At 77.0% G+C, this 17,310-nt stretch carries 11 protein-coding genes and 1 pseudogene; 9 read left to right on the plus strand and 3 right to left on the minus strand.

Annotated features, from left to right (window positions below):
• The 4 genes and pseudogenes from HLV61_RS18200 to HLV61_RS18215 form a co-directional block, all read left to right on the plus strand.
• Positions 1-736: pseudogene (locus HLV61_RS18200) on the plus strand (PKD domain-containing protein); the annotation flags it as partial.
• Positions 737-999: 263 nt separating this feature from the next.
• Positions 1,000-3,141 (plus strand): glycosyltransferase, encoded by a 2,142-nt coding sequence (locus HLV61_RS18205; RefSeq protein WP_369257924.1) that lies wholly within the window; start codon positions 1,000-1,002, stop codon positions 3,139-3,141.
• The gene (locus HLV61_RS18210) at positions 3,138-4,163 is read left to right on the plus strand and encodes a glycosyltransferase family 2 protein (protein ID WP_369257926.1); all 1,026 of its coding nucleotides are present in this window, start codon (positions 3,138-3,140) and stop codon (positions 4,161-4,163) included. The genes HLV61_RS18205 and HLV61_RS18210 overlap by 4 nt, the downstream gene beginning before the upstream one ends.
• A complete protein-coding gene (locus tag HLV61_RS18215) occupies positions 4,160-4,903 on the plus strand; it encodes a polysaccharide deacetylase family protein (protein WP_369257928.1) in 744 nt (247 codons plus the stop codon). Before HLV61_RS18210 ends, HLV61_RS18215 begins: the two co-directional genes overlap by 4 nt.
• A 76-nt stretch (positions 4,904-4,979) precedes the next feature.
• On the opposite strand, the gene HLV61_RS18220 is transcribed toward HLV61_RS18215, so the two are convergent.
• From HLV61_RS18220 to HLV61_RS18230, 3 genes are all read right to left on the minus strand, one after another.
• A complete protein-coding gene (locus tag HLV61_RS18220; RefSeq protein WP_369257930.1) occupies positions 4,980-6,494 on the minus strand; it encodes a lipopolysaccharide biosynthesis protein in 1,515 nt (504 codons plus the stop codon).
• Positions 6,478-7,455 carry a glycosyltransferase family 2 protein gene (locus HLV61_RS18225; protein WP_369257932.1) on the minus strand — a complete coding sequence of 326 codons (978 nt, stop codon included), beginning with the start codon at positions 7,453-7,455 and terminating at the stop codon, positions 6,478-6,480. Before HLV61_RS18225 ends, HLV61_RS18220 begins: the two co-directional genes overlap by 17 nt.
• Before the next feature lie 95 nt (positions 7,456-7,550).
• On the minus strand, positions 7,551-9,905 hold the full coding sequence (locus tag HLV61_RS18230) for a hypothetical protein (RefSeq protein ID WP_369257934.1): 2,355 nt from the start codon (positions 9,903-9,905) through the stop codon (positions 7,551-7,553).
• Positions 9,906-10,154: 249 nt separating this feature from the next.
• Between HLV61_RS18230 and HLV61_RS18235 the strand changes: the two genes are divergently transcribed.
• The 5 genes from HLV61_RS18235 to mfd all read left to right on the plus strand — a co-directional run bounded on the left by HLV61_RS18235 (position 10,155) and on the right by mfd (position 17,308).
• On the plus strand, positions 10,155-11,597 hold the full coding sequence (locus HLV61_RS18235) for a polysaccharide biosynthesis tyrosine autokinase (protein WP_369257936.1): 1,443 nt from the start codon (positions 10,155-10,157) through the stop codon (positions 11,595-11,597).
• Positions 11,594-12,199 carry an arsenate reductase/protein-tyrosine-phosphatase family protein gene (locus HLV61_RS18240; protein WP_369257938.1) on the plus strand — a complete coding sequence of 202 codons (606 nt, stop codon included), beginning with the start codon at positions 11,594-11,596 and terminating at the stop codon, positions 12,197-12,199. Before HLV61_RS18235 ends, HLV61_RS18240 begins: the two co-directional genes overlap by 4 nt.
• Positions 12,200-12,309: 110 nt before the next feature.
• Positions 12,310-12,783, plus strand: a complete 474-nt coding sequence (locus tag HLV61_RS18245) for an adenylyltransferase/cytidyltransferase family protein (protein ID WP_369257940.1) — start codon at positions 12,310-12,312, stop codon at positions 12,781-12,783.
• An 81-nt stretch (positions 12,784-12,864) separates the two neighbouring features.
• Entirely contained in the window at positions 12,865-13,692 is an 828-nt protein-coding gene (locus HLV61_RS18250; protein ID WP_369257942.1) for a hypothetical protein, read from the plus strand.
• Between the two features lie 70 nt (positions 13,693-13,762).
• Positions 13,763-17,308 carry a transcription-repair coupling factor gene (mfd, locus tag HLV61_RS18255; protein ID WP_369257944.1) on the plus strand — a complete coding sequence of 1,182 codons (3,546 nt, stop codon included), beginning with the start codon at positions 13,763-13,765 and terminating at the stop codon, positions 17,306-17,308.
• The last annotated feature ends 2 nt before the right edge of the window (positions 17,309-17,310 follow it).

The following is a 17,310-nucleotide window of genomic DNA, read 5'->3' on the forward strand; positions in this document are numbered from 1 at the left end:
GGTCCGGCTGACGGTGACCGACGCGGCCGGTGCCACCGGCACGGCGACCCGCGCGGTGACCGTGACCGCACCCCCGGCGCCGGAGCAGCCCGTGGACACCTCGCTGGCCCGGGACGCCTTCGGGCGGACGGCCACGGGCGGCTGGGGCACCGCCGACCGCGGTGGGGCCTGGCTGGTCACCGGGCTGCTCGCCAACGCCACCGTGGCGGACGGGGCCGGCCGCCTCGCCGCCGCCCCGGGGGCGGGCATCAGCGCCCAGCTCCCCGGAACGGTGCAGGACGTGGCGGTGCAGGCCGGCGTGGTCCTGCAGCAGGCGCCCACCGGCGGGGGCAGCTACGTGTCCCTGGTGACCCGCAACGTCGGCGGGTCCAGCCGGTACAGCGTCCAGCTGCGGTACAGCGCAACCGGTTCGGTGACGGCCACGCTGCTGCGGACGGTCAGCGGGACGGAGACCGCGCTGAGCTCCTACCGCCTGGCGGGCACCTACACGCCCGGCACGGTCCTCACGGTGCGCTTCGAGACGCAGGGCGCCGGCACCACGGCCCTGCGGGCGAAGGTGTGGGCCGCGGGCACCGCCGAGCCCGCCGACTGGCAGGTCCAGGCGACGGACACCTCCCCGGCGCTCCAGCGGGCCGGCACGGTGCGGACCGACCTTTACCACTCGGCGAACTCGACCGGCACGCAGGTGCTGCGCGTCGACGACGTGTGGGTGGGAGCGGCCGGCACCCGGCCGTGACCGGAGGGGCCGGCGGGGGAGACCCCGCCGGCCCCGGGAACGTCCCGACGAGCGGACCGGCCTGCCAGGCCGGTCCGCTCGTCGCGTCCTGGGCGCGCTCCGGAGGTCACCCCGCCGAGGGAAGACGTGCCGGCGGGCGCCCCGGACCATGGGCCGACGGGATCGCGGTGGCCGGAGGCCACCGCCCGGAGGGGGAAGGGGTCATCTGCGGTGGACGGCGGCCGACGGGGCGGGACGGGCACGGCACGACGAGGGCCGGGCCGGTGACGGCGGTCGCCCTCCCGGTGCTGCCACCGCCGCCCGGACCTGCCGCGGACGACGCCCCGCTGGGCGTCGTCGTCGTCTCCTACGGCAGCGCGGAACTGCTCCGGCGGACGCTGGCCCCGGCCGGCCTCCCCGGCCCCGACGTGCGCGTGGTCGTCGTCGACAACCTCTCCTCCGCGGCCGACCGGCGCGCGCTGCAGGAGCTCGGGGCCGCCTGCGGCTGGTCCGTCGTGGCCATGCCGGACAACCGCGGCTTCGGCGCGGCCTGCAACGCCGGCGTCGCGGCCGCGCGGGAGCTGGGCTGCCGCACCTTCCTCTTCCTCAACCCCGACGCGGTCATCACCCCGGCGGTCGTCGCCGAGCTCCGGGCGCACAGCCTGCGCGAGCCGATGTCGATGATCAGCCCGCGGCTGCTCTCCTCCGACGGCGAGGTGGTGTTCCTGGCCGCGCGCACCGACCTGCGCGACGGCCGGGTCCGTCGCCGGCCGGCCGCTGCCGGGCCGCGCACCGACGACCCCGGCGACTGGCTGTGCGGCGCCTGCGTGGTCGTGCACGACGAGCTGTTCACGCGGATCGGCGGGTACGACGAGGACTACTTCCTGTACTGGGAGGACGTCGACCTCGGCTACCGGGCCGTCGCCGCCGGCGGCACGGTCGTGCTGCGCGAGGACCTCGCCGCGGTGCACGACGAGGGCGGCACCCACGGCGTGCGGGTGCGGGGCCGCGCCAAGTCCGCCCTCTACTACCGCTACAACTGCCGCAACCGGCTGGGCTTCGCCGCCCGCCACCTCCCGCGGCGCCGGCTGCTGCGCTGGATCGCCAGCACCCCGGCGGTCAGCTGGGAGGTCCTCCTGCGCGGAGGACGGCGGCAGCTGCTCCGCTCACCGCAGCTGCTCGGGGCGGCCGTGGCCGGCTCGCTGTCCGGGCTGGCGCTCGCCCTGCCGGCCCTGGTGGGCGGCCCCCGGCGGACGGTCCGCCGTCCCGCCGTCCTGGTCGTGCACCCGGGCGCGGAGCTCTACGGCTCCGACCGGGTGCTGCTGGAGTCGGTCGAGGCGCTGGCGGCGCGGGCCGAGGTGACGGTCGCCCTGCCCGGGCCGGGTCCGCTGCAGGCCGAGCTCGAGGTCCGCGGCGCCCGGGTGGTCCACTGCCCGGTGCCGGTGCTGCGCAAGGCCGCCCTGCGGCCCCGCGGCGCGGCGCGGCTGCTCGGCGACGCCGTCCGGGGACTGGTGCCGGCCTACCGGCTGCTGCGCCGGTACGGGACCGGCGGGGTCTACGTCAGCACGCTGACCATCCCGTCGTGGGTGCTGCTGGCCAGGCTCGCCCGCCGGCGGGTGGTGTGCCACGTGCACGAGGCCGAGCGGACCGCTCCGCGGCTGCTGCGCCGGGGCATGGCGCTGGCGCCGGCCCTCGCCGACTCGGTGGCGGTCAACAGCCGCTTCAGCCTGGACGTGCTGACCGAGGTCGCGCCGCGGCTGCGGGCCCGCAGCACCGTGCTCTACAACGGCGTGCGCGGTCCGGGCACCGCCGTTGCCGCCCGTGCCGCGCTGGACGGCCCGGTCCGGTTGCTGTTCGTGGGTCGCCTCTCGCCGCGCAAGGGACCGCAGGTGGCGCTCGCCGCGCTGCGCGAGCTGCTCGCCCGCGGCGTGGACGCCCGGCTCGAGCTCCTCGGCTCGGTCTTCGAGGGCTACGAGTGGTTCGAGGCCGAGCTGCGCGCCGCGGCCGCCGAGGTCGGGTCCGGCGACCGCGTCGGGTTCCTGGGCTTCGACCGGGACGTGTGGCCGCACCTGGCCGCGGCCGACGTCGTGCTGGTGCCCTCCGTGGTCGACGAGCCGTTCGGCAACACCGCGGTCGAGGCCGTGCTCGCGGCGCGGCCGCTCGTCGTGAGCGCCACGAGCGGCCTGCGGGAGGCCGCCGCCGGGTACGCGTCCGCGCAGGCGGTCCCTCCCGACCGCCCGGAGGCGTGGGCCGACGCGGTCGAGCGCGTGGTGGCCGGCTGGGCGGCGTTCCGGCGGGCGGCCCTCGAGGACGCCGCCACCGCCCGCGACCGGCACGCGCCCTCCCGCTACCAGGAGCTGCTGGCCGGCATCGTCCTGGGGTCCGTCCCCGCCCTCCGCCCCGCGGCGACGGCGGGCCGCGCGTGACCGCCCCCACGCCGGCGCCGCCGGTGCCGGCCGCCCGGCCCGGCACGGTGCGCGTGACGGTCGCCGTGCCGACCTACCGGCGCCCGGAGGACCTGCGCGCCCTGCTGCCCCTCCTGGTGCAGCAGGCGCGGGAGGTGCCGGCCGGCCGGTACGTCGTCGACGTCCTGGTGGTGGACAACGACCCCGACGGCGGCGCCGCCGCCACGGCGGCCGAGGCGGCCCGGGCGGCCGGTGCGGCCGAGGGGGAGCTGCGGTACGCCGCCGAGCCGACGCCGGGGATCGCCGCCGTCCGCAACCGCGCGCTGACCGAGGCTGCCGGCGCCCGGCTGCTGGCGTTCCTCGACGACGACGAGCGCCCGGAGCCCGGGTGGCTGGCCGCCCTGCTGGACACGTGGTCGGCCACCGGTGCCGCGGCCGTGTCCGGCGTCGTCCTGGCCGGGTACGCCGGGGAGCTCGACCCGTGGATCCGTGCCGGGGGCTTCTTCGTGCGCCGCCGCATGCCCACGGGCACGGGCATCGACGTCGCCGCCTGCGGCAACCTGCTCCTGGACCTGCAGCAGGTCCGCGCCCTCGGCCTGCGCTTCGAGCCCGCGCTCGGCCTCGGCGGCGGTGAGGACACCCTCTTCAGCCGCACCCTGGCCCGCGCCGGCGGCCGCATGGTCTGGTGCGACGAGTCCGTCGTGGTCGACCGGGTGCCGGCCGAGCGCATGACCCGGACCTGGGTGCTGACCCGCGCGTGGAGCCACGGGAACGCCGCCGTGCTCACCGACCTGCGGCTGGCTCCCGGCACGTCGGCGCGACTGCGGATCCGCGCCTCGGGCCTGGCCCGGGGGCTGGCGCGCGGCGGCGGCGGGGGCCTGCGCTGGGGCTGGGGGCTGGTGTCCCGGTCGGCCCGGCACCAGGCGCGGGGCCTGCGGACGCTGCTGCGCGGTGCCGGGATGGCCGCCGGCGCCTGCGGCCTGGTCTTCGAGGAGTACGGACGATCCGGCCGCCGCTGGCGGCTGACAGGAGGACACCGGTGAACGCGCTCACGAGCGCCCGGACGGCGGCGGTCGCCACCCGGCGCACCGCACGTCGCACGGCGGGCACGCTGCTGGGCTCGGCGGTCGAGCTGCGCACGCCGCGTCCCGAGGTGGTGCTCACCTTCGACGACGGCCCCGAGCCCGGCGGCACCGACCAGGTGCTGACCGCCCTGGCCTCGGCCGGGGCGAGCGCCACCTTCTTCGTGCTGCTGACGCGGGTGCGCCGGCACCGCGCGCTGCTCGACGAGGTCCTCGCCGCCGGCCACGAGGTGGCCCTGCACGGCGTCGACCACCGGGCCCTGCCCTCGCTGCCGCCGGACGAGGTGGCCCGGCTCGTGCGCGCGGGCAGGGCCGAGCTGGAGGACGCGACCGGGCGGCCGGTGCGCTGGTTCCGGCCCCCGTACGGCCGGCAGACCTTCCGCAACTGGCGCGCGGTCACCGCGGCGGGGATGGTCCCGGTGCTCTGGGGGCCGACCACGTGGGACTGGAAGGACGTGACGGTCGCCGAGCGCGTCGCCAAGGCGCAGCAGGGCATCCGGCCGGGCGCGATCGTCCTCGCCCACGACGGCTTCGCCGGGCCGGCGGACGGCGCCTGCGACGGGCCGCCGCCGGTCCTGCACCGGGGCGAGCTCATCGCGGGGGTGCTCGAGGGCTACGCCGGGCGCGGTCTGGCCGCGCGCTCGCTGGAGCACGCGCTGGACGCCGGCGAGCTGGTCCGGGAGACCTGGTTCCCCGGCTGAGCCGGCCCGCACCGACACCGCGACGCCGCGTGCCCCCGATCCCGACGGACGGGGGCACGCGGCGTCCCGGTCGTGGTCAGCCCCGGCGCGACACCATCTGCCGGCCCCAGGAGACGACGCCGGCCAGGTCCCGCCGGACCACCGGGACCAGCGCGGCGAGGGCGTAGACCGCCACCCCCGCCAGCAGCCCGACGGCGAGCCGGGCGGCCGACGGCCAGTCCCCGGTCGCACCGGTCGCCGCCGCGGACGCCGTCCCGGCGGCCACGGCGCACGCCGCGATCCGCAGCGCGCCGAGGTACAGGGCACGGACCGGCAGCACGGTGGTGCGCGACAGCCACCACAGCGACAGCGGCCACTCGAGCAGCGCCGCCGTCGCGTAGCCGGCCGCCACCCCCACGACGCCGAAGCGGCTGCCGACGCCGATGCACACGGCGCTGACGGCCAGCGTGACCAGCGTGTAGCGGAACAGCGCACCCGACAGCCCGCGGGACAGGTAGACCCAGAAGCCGACGAAGGACAGCGTCTGGGCGCTCCCGGCCACGGCGAGGAGGGCCAGCACCGGGGCCACCTGCGCCCAGCGCGTGCCGAGCAGCACGTCCACCAGCGGACCGGCGGTGCCGGCCGCCAGCGCCATCCCGGCCACCAGGGAGAACCCGAGGGCCAGCTGGCTGCGGCACAGGTAGTCCCCCGACCGTCCGTGGTCGTCCTGGAGCCGGGACAGGACGGGGACGGCGACCGTCGTCGCCGGGGAGCGCAGCTGGTTGAGCGGGGTCATCAGCAGCTGGAACCCCCGGCTGTAGACGCCGAGCGCTGCCGGTCCGGCGGTGAGTCCCAGCACCAGGTTGTCGAGGTTGTTGCCGACGTAGAAGACCAGGTGGGTGCCGGTGAGACCGCCGCCGAAGCGCACGAGCGGCCACAGGCCCACCCGCCGCCGCGGCCGCCCCGGGAGCCAGCGCCCCAGCGCGACCACGAGCAGGAGGACGACGGCTCCCGAGACGAGCTGCTGGGCGACCAGGGCCCAGTAGCCGGCGCCGAGCGCCGCGGCGGTGACCGCGACGGCGAAGCCGGCCAGCTGCGCGCCCAGCTCGGCGGCGGCCACGGCACCGAAGCGCAGCTCGCGGACGAGACCCGCGCGGTACTGCGCCGCCAGACCGTTGAGGAGGAAGGTCAGCGACAGAACGCGGACGATGCCGGTCAGCTCCGGCTGCCCGAACGCCGCGGCCACCGGCTCGGCGGCGAGCACCGCGACCCCGGCCAGTGCCGCTCCCGCCGTGACGTTGAGCCAGAACAGGCCGTCGCGCTGGGCCCGGGTCAGGTCCGGGGTCCGGAGGGCGGCCGTCGACAGGCCGAGGTCGCGGAAGACCTCGCCGACCCCCACGACGACCAGGCCGACCGCGAGCAGCCCGTAGTCCCCGGGGCTCAGCAGCCGGGCGAGGACGGTCACCGAGGCGAGCTGCAGCAGGATCCGCGCGACCTGACCGGCGAGGGTGACCCCGGCCCCGCGCGCCGCGATCCGGCCGAGGCCCGGCCGTGCGGGCGGGGGAGCGGCGACCGCGGGGCCGGCGCCGGGGCTGTCAGCGAGCGACGGCACCGGACCGCCCCGTCGCCGGCGCCGCGGGGACCCGCCCGTACTCGCGCGGGACGAAACCGAGGGCTCCCACGACCAGGCCCGCGTAGCTCGCGAGGGTGGCTCCGGCCGCACCCCGTGCGCGGGCGTCGCGCCGCGCGGTGGCCGCGGCGAGCGCCAGGACGGCCTGCGTCAGCCGGACCGCGGCCCGGGCCAGCAGGGTGGCGCGCAGTGCCAGCCGGCCGGCCGGCCCGGAGGCCAGGGACACCTCCGCGCGGCTCCACGAGCCGGCGGAGCGGAAGCAGCGCCGCAGCACCCACGCGCGCGTCACCCGGTCGGCGGGCACGGACTCGACGGCCTCGGCCTCGTCGCACCAGCGCAGCTCGCCGCCCCGGTGCACCAGCTGGTGGGTGAACAGGGTGTCCTCACCGCCGACGAGGCCGAGCCCTTCGTCGAAGGTGAGCCCGAGCCGCCGGACCTGGGTGACGTCGAGCAGCAGGTTGCCCGCGCCCGCGCCGGCGAGGAGCGCGCCGGTCGTCTCGCGACGCCGGTCGAACACCCCGGTCCCGGCCACCCAGTCGTCGGCCGGCACCGCCAGCCGCGAGGAGACCGGCCCGGCGACGGCGGCGCAGCCCCACGCCCGCCAGCTGCCGACCAGCCGCGCCAGCCAGCCGGGGCAGGGCAGCTCGTCGTCGTCGAGGAAGACCAGGACGTCGGCCCGGGCGGCCTCGGCCAGCGCGCGGTTGCGGGCGGCCGAGATGCCCGGCCGGGGCTCGTGGACGTACCGGACGCCCCGTGCGGCCCAGCCGCGCACGACGCCGGCGGCGCTGCCGTCGGGGTCGTTGTCGACCACCAGGACCTCGGCGCGCTGGTCCAGGGTCGCAGCCTGCTCGACGAGTGCGCCGAGCAGGGCCGGCAGCCGGTGCGTGCGGCGGTAGGTGAGCACCGCGACGACCGTGCCGGCCCCGAGGTCGACCCCGGTCACGTCCACCACCTCCTGCGGTCCCCGGACGGGTCCTCCTGCTGCATCGGCGCGCCGGGACCGGTCCTGGAGCCCCGCGGCGCCCCGGGTGTCCCGGGTCACGCGGGGACCGGCGTCCGCGCCGCCGACGGCGCCCGGTCCCGGCCCCCGTCGGGGGACCCACCGGACGCACGCACGGCGCGGGGGAGCAGGAGCAGGCCGAGGGCCAGGGTGAGCGTGTCCGCGTTGCTCGCCATCGGCCCGAACGGCAGCCCCCACAGGGCCATCGGCACCAGGAGGCAGACGAGACCGGAGGCCTGCCGCCGGGCCAGCCGGTCGGCCAGCCCGGTCACGACCAGGACGCCCATGGCGAGGCCCAGCAGCGCTCCGGCCGGCCCCAGGCCCGCCCAGAGGTCCGCGACGATCGAGTGCAGCTCGACGCCGCCGTCGAGCAGGTAGTGCACGAGGTAGTCCCCGGCGGTGGGGATGCCCGTCACCGCGATGCCCGCCTCGCCGACCAGCACGTCCTGGCTGTTCGGGACGGTCCCCAGGCCGAAGCCGAACGGGTGGACCTGCGCCAGGGCCCAGGTCGCCGCCCACTCCGGGCGGCCGCCGAGGATCAGCGAGCCGGTCTGGGCGATCTGGACGGCGGTCCGCTGCTGGATGTCCGCACCGAGGGCCCCGGCGAGCATGAGCTGGGTGAGCAGCCAGTACCCGGAGGCCCCCAGGGCGCCGAGCACCGGCACGGCCAGCCACCGCCGGCCCGGCCGCACGGGGCCCTCCCGCAGAGGACGCCGCTGCCACAGGACCAGGGCGGCCGCCACGACGCAGAAGCCGAAGGCGCTCCGGGCGTCGTTGGCGACGTCGAGCAGGCCGAGCACGGCGAGGACCGCGACGGTGAGGACCGGCCGGCCCCAGGCGACGGCCAGCGACAGGGCGACGACCGTGAGCGGGGACGACAGCTGGAACTTCCAGACGTTGTCCGCGCCCTCGCCGAGCAGCTCGGTGGCCAGCATGGCAAGTCCGAAGACGGTGCCGAGGACGGGCACCGGCAGCAGTCCGCGCGCCCAGACGAGGACGCCGACACCGCCCACCGTGGCGAGGACCGTGCAGACCCGCACCGCCGCCTCGTTCAGGACGAACCCGTGGTCACCGGCGTGTCCCAGGGCCAGCAGGACGCCGGACAGCAGGCCGACGCCGGTCAGGACGAGCAGGACCAGCAGGCCGCGGGTCCGGCGCACCACCGGCAGCCAGAGCGGCAGCAGGGCGACCGCCGCGAGCATCCCCGCCATCAGCCCCATCGGGAGCGGGCGGGTGAACCCGACCATCGCCACACCGAGCGCGGCCACGACCTGGGCCGGCACGGACGCCCGCGCGCCCGCCGGCCGGTGCCCGGGACCCGCACGGCCGTCGAGCCGCCAGGTCGCGTCCCCGCGGGCGCCCGCGCGCAGCAGCGCTCGCGGGCCGGCGCCCGGCGGCAGCAGCCCGTCGACGACCACCCCGGCGAGCGGGACGCCCGCCGTCGCCGCCGTCGCCAGCGCCTCCTCGAGTTGCGCGGCCGTGGTGCGGCGGCCGTCGGCCACCACGACCACGGAGTCGACGGGTCCCGCCCGGAGCAGGCCGGAGGCCCCGTCGACCGGGACGGCGTCCAGGCCCGGGGAGGTCAGCTCGGCGGCCAGGGACGTCGTCCCGGGGCCGAGGAGCGCGACGCGGTGTGCGGCGCCGTCGGGAGGGGTCGCGCGCAGCGCCCAGCGCAGCCGCGCCACCTCCTCGGGGCGCCGCGGCGCGTTCCCCGAGCGCGTCCGGGGGAGGCCGGCGGGGAGCACGCCGAGGGCTGGCGCGGTCGTCAGCCGGGCCACGTCCTCGCGCCCGCGCACCCGCGGCCGGGCCAGCTCGGCCAGCGCGGCGGCGAGCGCGGCGGCACCGGCCGCGGCGAGCGCACCGAGGACGGTGAGGACGGTGGCCGGGCGGGACGCCGGGACGGGGGCCGCCGAGTCCCGGACCACCGTCACGCGCAGCGAGGGCCCGTCCCCGGTCCCGGCGAAGAGGTCCCCGGCGGCCCGCCGGACCTGCGCCCCGACCTCGCGCGCCACGTCGGCGGCCTCCTCCGGGGTGGGGCGCGTCGCGGTCACGTGCAGGACGCTGGCGTCCTCCTCGACGGTGACGTCGAGGTCGGCGGCCAGGTCGCCGGGGGAGTCGGGGAGCCGTAGGGTGCCGGCCGCCCGCTCGAGCACCGACGAGGCGGACGCCAGCGCGGCGACCGAGGGCAGCACCGTCGTCCGCACGCGGGCGGCGGAGGAGGGGTCCTGGGGGCCGGCGACGACGGCGGCGTCCACGTACAGCGTCGCCGTCGACGACCAGGCGGCCGGGGTCAGCAGCCCGACCGTCGCCGCCAGCAGGGCGCCGGCCAGCCCTGAGGCCGCCACCCACACCCACCGTCCGGCGATCGCCCGCACACAGTCCCTGAGCTCCACGGTCCCCCTCCTCCCGACGTCCGGCGGACATCCTGACCCCGCGTGCAGGCCGATCCGGCCGGTCGCGGCGAAATCGGCACCCGGGCATGACCCCATGGGGTGGCGGCGGCCCCTCGGCACCGCCGCCGGGCCCCGAGCGGGCTCCACACTCTCCGGCGAGGAACCCCGCCCGGCGCCGCCGGCCGGGCCGACGCGACCCCTCGGCGGCCGGAACGCCGCACCCGCGGGGACAGACGAGGAGTGCCAGCCGTGAACATCCGAGGGCTCTGGGACGTGCTCCGCCGGCGGTGGGGACAGGTCCTCGCCGCGACCGTCGTGGGCCTGCTCGCCGGTGGTGTCCACGCCTGGACCGCGCCGGTCACCTACCGGTCGACCGCCGGGGCCTTCTTCTCCCTGGTGTCCGGCAGTTCGGCCTCGGACCTCGTCCAGGGGTCCACCTACGCGCAGAACCAGGTCGAGTCCTTCGCCCAGCTCGCGGTCACCCCGGAGGTGCTGCAGCCGGTGGTCGACCGCCTGGACCTCTCCGAGAGCGCGGTCGGGCTGGCCCGCCGCGTGGAGGTCACGGTGCCCACCGGCACGGTGATCGTCGAGGTGACGGTGACCGACGCGTCCGCCGAGCGCAGCGCCACCCTGGCCGACGCCGTCATCACCTCGCTGTCGGCCGTCGTCGAGCGGATCGCACCGCAGGACGAGGCCGGCGACGCGACCGTGCGGGCCACGACCGTGACCCCGGCCGAGGTGCCGACCCGTCCCGCGTCACCGGACGTGCTCCTGGCGCTGCTGGCCGGCCTGTTCGGCGGGGTCCTCGCCGGGACCGGGCTGGCCTGGCTGCGCGAGGCCCTCGACACCCGGGTCCGGGACGCCGCGGTGGTCTCGGAGCTGACCGCGCTGCCCGTCCTCGGCAACGTCCCCGCGTGGCCCGCCAGGAGCGGCCGGGTCGTGGTGTCGTCGGCCCCCCACAGCCAGGCGGCGGAGAGCTTCCGCCAGCTGCGCACCAACCTGCAGTTCCTCCGCGTCGCCGGCGGCGACGGTGCCGGCCCCCGCGACGGCGCCTCCGTCCTGGTCGTCACGTCCGCGCTCTCGGGCGAGGGGAAGTCGACCGTCTCGGCCAACCTGGCCTCGAGCCTCGCCGAGACCGGTGCGCGGGTCCTGCTGGTCGACGCCGACCTGCGCCGTCCGACGGTCGCCGACGTGCTCGGCATCGAGGGTGGGGTCGGGCTGACCACGGTGCTGGCCGGGCAGGCCGACCTCGACGACGTGGTCCAGGAGTGGGGTGCGGCGGGGCTGGCCGTGCTGCCCTCGGGCCCGGTGCCGCCCAACCCGGCCGAGCTGCTGAGCTCGCCGGCGATGCGTTCCCTGCTCGCCGAGATGCGGGCCCGCTACGACCACGTGGTGGTCGACACCGCACCGGTGCTGCCGGTGGCCGACGCCAGCGTCCTGTCGCGGATCGTCGACGGGCTGGTCGTCGTCGCGAACGTGCGCCGGGTCCGCCGCCGTCAGCTGTCCCAGGGGCTCGGTGACCTCGCGCAGGTGTCCGCTCCCGTGCTGGGCGTGGTGCTCAACCAGGTCCGTCGGGACGACGAGTCCTACTCCTACGGTCCGGTCGGGGACGGGACCGCGCCGGCCCGCGGCAGCGTCCGGGTGTCGCCGCGGCCGGGGAGCGCCGTGGCCGGCCGGCACCCGGTCGGGTGAGCGCCCTCCCGCAGGGCGACCTGCTGGTGGTGTGCACGGGCAACATCTGCCGGTCCCCGGCCGCGGAGCTGCTGCTGCGGGCCGGGCTCGGTGCCGCCGGCCCCGCCGTGGCGAGCGCCGGCCTGGCCGCGCGCACCGGCGAGCCGGTGGCGCCGCCCATGGCGGCGCTGCTGACCGCCCGCGGCGTCGACCCCGGCGGGTTCGCCGCCCGCCAGTTGCAGCCGCCGATGCTGCGGTCGGCCGGGCTGGTGCTCACCATGACGGCGGCGCAGCGGTCGGCCGTGGTGACCCGTGCCCCGGCGGTCGTGCGGCGCACCTTCACGCTGCTGGAGTTCGCCGACCTGGCCCGGCTGGGAGCCGACCTGCCGCAGGAGCGGGACCCGGCCGGCCGGCTGGCCACGCTGCTCACCGCGGCACCCCGGTTGCGCGCGCTGCGCACCGGCCCCCGCGACGACGACGTCGAGGACCCGCACGGGCTCGGCGCGGACGTCTTCGCCCGGTCCCTCGCCCGGATCGAGGCGGCCACCGCGCTCCTGCTCGAGGTCCTCACCGCGCACGTCGCTCGCTCTGCGTCACCGTCCGCCGGGCGTCTGCCCAGCTGAAGCGGTCTACCCGGCCGGTCGACCCCTTCGGGTGATGACTGCGCGTAGTCACCTCTGGTGCACTGGACGGCGACATCGGCAGCACGTGCCGGTCACGGGGGGAAACACACATGACGCGAGTCGTCGGGTACGCGCCGGGCGCGTACGACCTGTTCCACATCGGCCACCTCAACCTGCTGCGGCACGCCGCCGAGCAGTGCGACCACCTCGTCGCCGGCGTCGTCTCCGACGAGATGCTCGTCCTGACCAAGGGCCGCGCGCCGGTGATCCCGCTGGCCGAGCGGATGGAGATCGTCCGGAGCCTGCGCCTCGTCGACGAGGTCCACGCCGAGGTCCTCCCGGACAAGGTCGACACGTGGCGCCAGGTCGGCTTCGACGTCATCTTCAAGGGCGACGACTGGCGCGGCACGGAGAAGGGGCGCCGGCTGGAGCGCGACTTCGCCGCGGTCGGCGTCGAGGTGCGCTACTTCCCCTACACGGTGCACACGTCGAGCACGGCCCTGCGCCGGGCGCTGCTCGCCCTCGAGGCCGGTGCGGCCCGTGACCACCGCGGCGGGGTGCTGGCCGGCGACGGCCGGCGCTGAGTCCCCGGAGCCGCCGGCGGGCGCGCGGGACACCGCGCCCGCCCCCGCTCGCTGACCACACCCCGGACGGAAGGGCAGGACATGACCACGCAGACGACGACGCGGACGACGACGCGGACGACGGCACGGGCGGCGGACCGGGGGACGCACGCGACCGCGCGGGAGCGGTCGCTGCGCACCCGCATCGCGCGGCTCGGGCCGGTCCCGCTGCTGGCCGCCCTCGTGGCCGTGGACCTGGCGCTGATCACCGCCTCGGTCGTGCGGCTCGAGACCGCCGGGCCGAGCCTCACCGACCCGTGGCTCCTGGAGACCGACGGCGGCTGGGCGGAGCTCGCCGGCTACGTGCAGCAGGCCGCGATCGCCGTCCTGCTGCTGGCCCTGTGCCGGGTCACCCGGCACCTGGTGTGGGTGGCCTACGCCGCCGTCTACCTGTGCGCCCTCGCCGACGACTCGCTGCGGCTGCACGAGAACAAGGGGGCCTGGCTCGCCGACCGGCTGGCCGCGCACCTGTGGTTCCCCTCCGACGGCTTCCTCGGCCTGCGGGCCGACGACCTGGGCGAGCTGATGGTCTGGGGCCTGCTCGCCGTCGTCCCCCTGACCGCCGCCGTGGTCCTGCACCGGCGCAGTGACCGCGAGAACCGCCGCGCGAGCCTCGGCATGGCCGGCCTGCTGGCCGCCTACGTCTTCTGCGGCGCCGTCCTCGACCAGGTCCACGTGCTGGTCCGCGACACCTGGATCGGCGACGTCGCGGGCACCTGGGAGGACGGCGGGGAGATGGTCGTCCTGAGCGTGTCGGTCGTCTACGTCCTGGGTCGCGTCCTGGCCGCCCGGCGCGCGCGGTCCGACGCCGGCGGGACGTCCCTGCCCGTGCCGGGCGGAGCCCCGGCAGGCGCACCGCTCGCGGACTAACCTGGGCGGGGGCCCGGCGCCGCACTCGGCGGCACCTCTGCGGGCCGACCTACCCCGGAGGAAGTCCCTCGTGAGTCTGCGCGGCGTGCTCGACGTCGTCCTCACCGATCCCGGCGTGGCCCGAGTGGTGTCCGCCGCCGGGTCCGCCGAGCTCGCCGTGACCGCACCCCCGCCGGTGCAGCCGCTGGTGGCCGCCGCGCTGGCGGCGCGGGCGCCGGGTGCCGGCGTGCCGGTCCTGCTGGTCACCGCCGGCGAACGCGACGCCGACGTCGCCGCGGGCCTGCTGCGGTGCTTCCTGCCCGAGCGCCGCGTGGAGACCTTCCCGGCCTGGGAGACGCTGCCGCACGAGCGGCTCTCCCCGCGGGCGGACACCGTCGGCCGCCGCCTGGCCGTGCTCCGCGACCTCACCCACCCCGGGGGGAACGGCGCGATCGACGTGCTGGTCGCCCCGGTCCGCAGCGTGCTGCAGCCGCTGGCCCCCGGCCTCGGCGACCTGGTGCCGGTCGAGCTGGAGCCCGGCGACACCGCCGAGCTCGACGACGTCGCCCGTGCGCTGTCCGCCGCCGCCTACACCCGCGTCGAGCTGGTCGAGAAGCGCGGCGAGTTCGCCGTCCGCGGTGGCCTGCTCGACGTCTTCCCGCCCACCGAGCCGCACCCGGTGCGCGTGGAGTTCTGGGGCGACGAGGTCGACGAGCTGCGCTACTTCTCCGCCGCCGACCAGCGCTCCCTCGACGACCGCCCCGACCGGCTGTGGGCGCCGCCGTGCCGCGAGCTGCTGCTCACCGACGTGGTGCGCGAGCGGGCGGCCGCGCTCGCCGTGGAGCGCCCCGCGCTCATCGAGGTCCTCGGCAAGCTGGCCGAGGGCATCGCCGTCGAGGGCATGGAGTCGCTGACCCCGGCGCTCATCGGCGACGAGCACATGCAGCTGCTCACCGACCTGCTGCCGGCCGGCACCCACGTGCTCGTCGCCGACCCCGAGCGGGTGCGCACCCGCTCGGCGGACCTGGTCCGCACCGCCGAGGAGTTCCTCGCCGCGTCCTGGGCCACCGCCGCGGAGGCCGGGGAGGCGCCCCTGGACCTCGGGGCGTCCTCGTTCCGCGACCTCGAGCACGTCGAGGCCGCCGCCCGGGGCCGCGGCCTGCCGTGGTGGACCACCGGCGCCTTCACGCTGGCGACCGAGGACGACGCCACGCACGTCACCCTCGACGCGACGACGGTCGAGCGCTTCTCCGGCGACGTCGACCGCGCCGTCGAGTCGCTGCGCGGCTGGAGCCGCGAGGGGTGGCGGGTGGTGCTGACCTTCGCCGGCCCCGGCCCGGCCCAGCGCGCGGCCGAGCAACTGGGCGCCGCGGACCTCGGCGTGCGGCTGGTGCCCGGCGTCGAGTCCGCGCCCGAGGAGGGCCTCACCTCGATCACCCAGGGGAACCTGGAGTCCGGCTTCGCCCTGCCCGGCGTGGGGCTGGCGCTGCTCACCGAGCACGACCTCACCGGCCAGCGCGGCACCACGATGCGCGACGCGGTGAAGATGCCCGCGCGCCGCCGCAACGCCGTCGACCTGGTGCAGCTGCAGCCCGGCGACATCGTCGTCCACGAGCAGCACGGCATCGGCCGCTACGTCGAGATGGTCAGCCGCACCGTGCACGGCGGCCAGCGCGACTACCTCATCGTCGAGTACGCGCCGGGCAGGCGGAACCAGCCGCCGGACCGGCTGTTCGTGCCCACCGACGCCCTCGACCAGCTGACCCGCTACGTCGGCGGCGAGCAGCCGGCGCTGTCCAAGCTCGGCGGCGCCGACTGGGCGAAGACCAAGGGCCAGGCCCGCCGGGCGGTCAAGCAGATCGCCGCGGAGCTCATCCGCCTCTACTCCGCGCGCATGGCCACCAAGGGACACGCCTTCGGCCCGGACACCGTCTGGCAGCGCGAGCTCGAGGACGCCTTCCCGTTCCAGGAGACCCCCGACCAGCTCGCCGCCATCGACGAGGTCAAGTCCGACATGCAGAACCCGGTGCCGATGGACCGGATCATCTGCGGCGACGTCGGCTACGGGAAGACCGAGATCGCCGTCCGCGCGGCGTTCAAGGCGGTGCAGGACGGCAAGCAGGTCGCCGTCCTGGTGCCGACGACGCTGCTGGCCAACCAGCACGTCAAGACCTTCTCCGAGCGGGTCGCCCAGTTCCCCGTCAAGGTGCGGGTGCTGTCGCGCTTCCAGTCCGACGCCGAGACCACGCAGATCCTGCGCGAGCTGGCCGCCGGCGAGGTCGACATCCTGGTGGGCACCCACCGGCTGCTGCAGCCGACGACCCGGTTCAAGGACCTCGGGCTGGTCATCGTCGACGAGGAGCAGCGCTTCGGCGTCGAGCACAAGGAGTACCTGAAGACGATGCGGACGGCGGTCGACGTCCTGTCGATGTCGGCCACCCCGATCCCGCGCACCCTGGAGATGAGCCTCACCGGCATCCGCGAGATGTCGACGATCCTCACCCCGCCCGAGGAACGGCACCCGGTGCTCACCTACGTGGGTGCCTGGGACGACAAGCAGATGGCCGCCGCGATCCGCCGCGAGCTGCTGCGCGACGGGCAGGTCTTCGTCATCCACAACCGGGTGCAGTCGATCGACAAGGCCGCCGCGAAGATCCGCAGCCTGGTGCCCGAGGCCCGCGTCGCCGTCGGCCACGGCCAGATGAAGGAGCACGAGCTCGAGCGGATCATGGTCGGCTTCTGGGAGAAGGAGTACGACGTCCTGGTCGCGACGACGATCGTCGAGTCCGGGCTGGACATCCCCAACGCCAACACCCTGGTCGTCGACCGCGCCGACACCTTCGGCCTCTCGCAGCTGCACCAGATCCGCGGCCGCGTGGGCCGTGGCCGCGAGCGCGCCTACGCCTACTTCACCTACGACCCGTCGCGGCCGCTGACCGAGACCTCGGTCGACCGGCTGACGACGATCGCGCACAACACCGACCTCGGCGCCGGCATGGCCGTGGCCATGAAGGACCTCGAGATCCGCGGCGCGGGCAACCTGCTCGGCGGCGAGCAGTCCGGGCACATCGCCGGCGTCGGCTTCGACCTCTACGTGCGGCTGGTCGGCGAGGCGGTGGCCGACTACCGGGCGCAGGTCACCGGCGAGACGGCGCCCGCGGAGCCGGTGGAGGTCCGGGTCGACCTGCCGGTCGACGCGCACCTCCCGCACGACTACGTCCCCGGCGAGCGGCTGCGGATGGAGGCCTACCGCAAGGTCGCCTCGGTCCAGGACGACGAGCAGGCGCAGGCCGTCCTCGACGAGCTCACCGACCGCTACGGCACCCCGCCGGCGCCGGTGCTCAACCTCATGGCGGTGGCCCGCTTCCGTGTCGCGATGCGGCAGCTGGGCATCACCGAGGTGTCGCTGCAGGGCCGGGTCATCCGGGTCTCGCCGGTGCCGCTGCGGGAGTCGCAGCAGATGCGGCTGGCCCGGATGGCCGACGGCGCCACGTACAAGTCCGCCGTCGAGACGGTGTCGCTCAAGGTCCCCGTCGGCCCCGACCGGCGCACGCCGCTGCGCGACGTCGCCCTGCTCGAGCACCTGCACTCGCTGCTGAAGGCGGTGCTCGAGCAGCCGGTCGCCGCGGCGAGCTGACC

Origin of the sequence: Geodermatophilus amargosae, assembly GCF_041028265.1 — a bacterium.
In the GTDB taxonomy this organism is placed as follows: Bacteria; Actinomycetota; Actinomycetes; order Mycobacteriales; family Geodermatophilaceae; genus Geodermatophilus; species Geodermatophilus amargosae_A.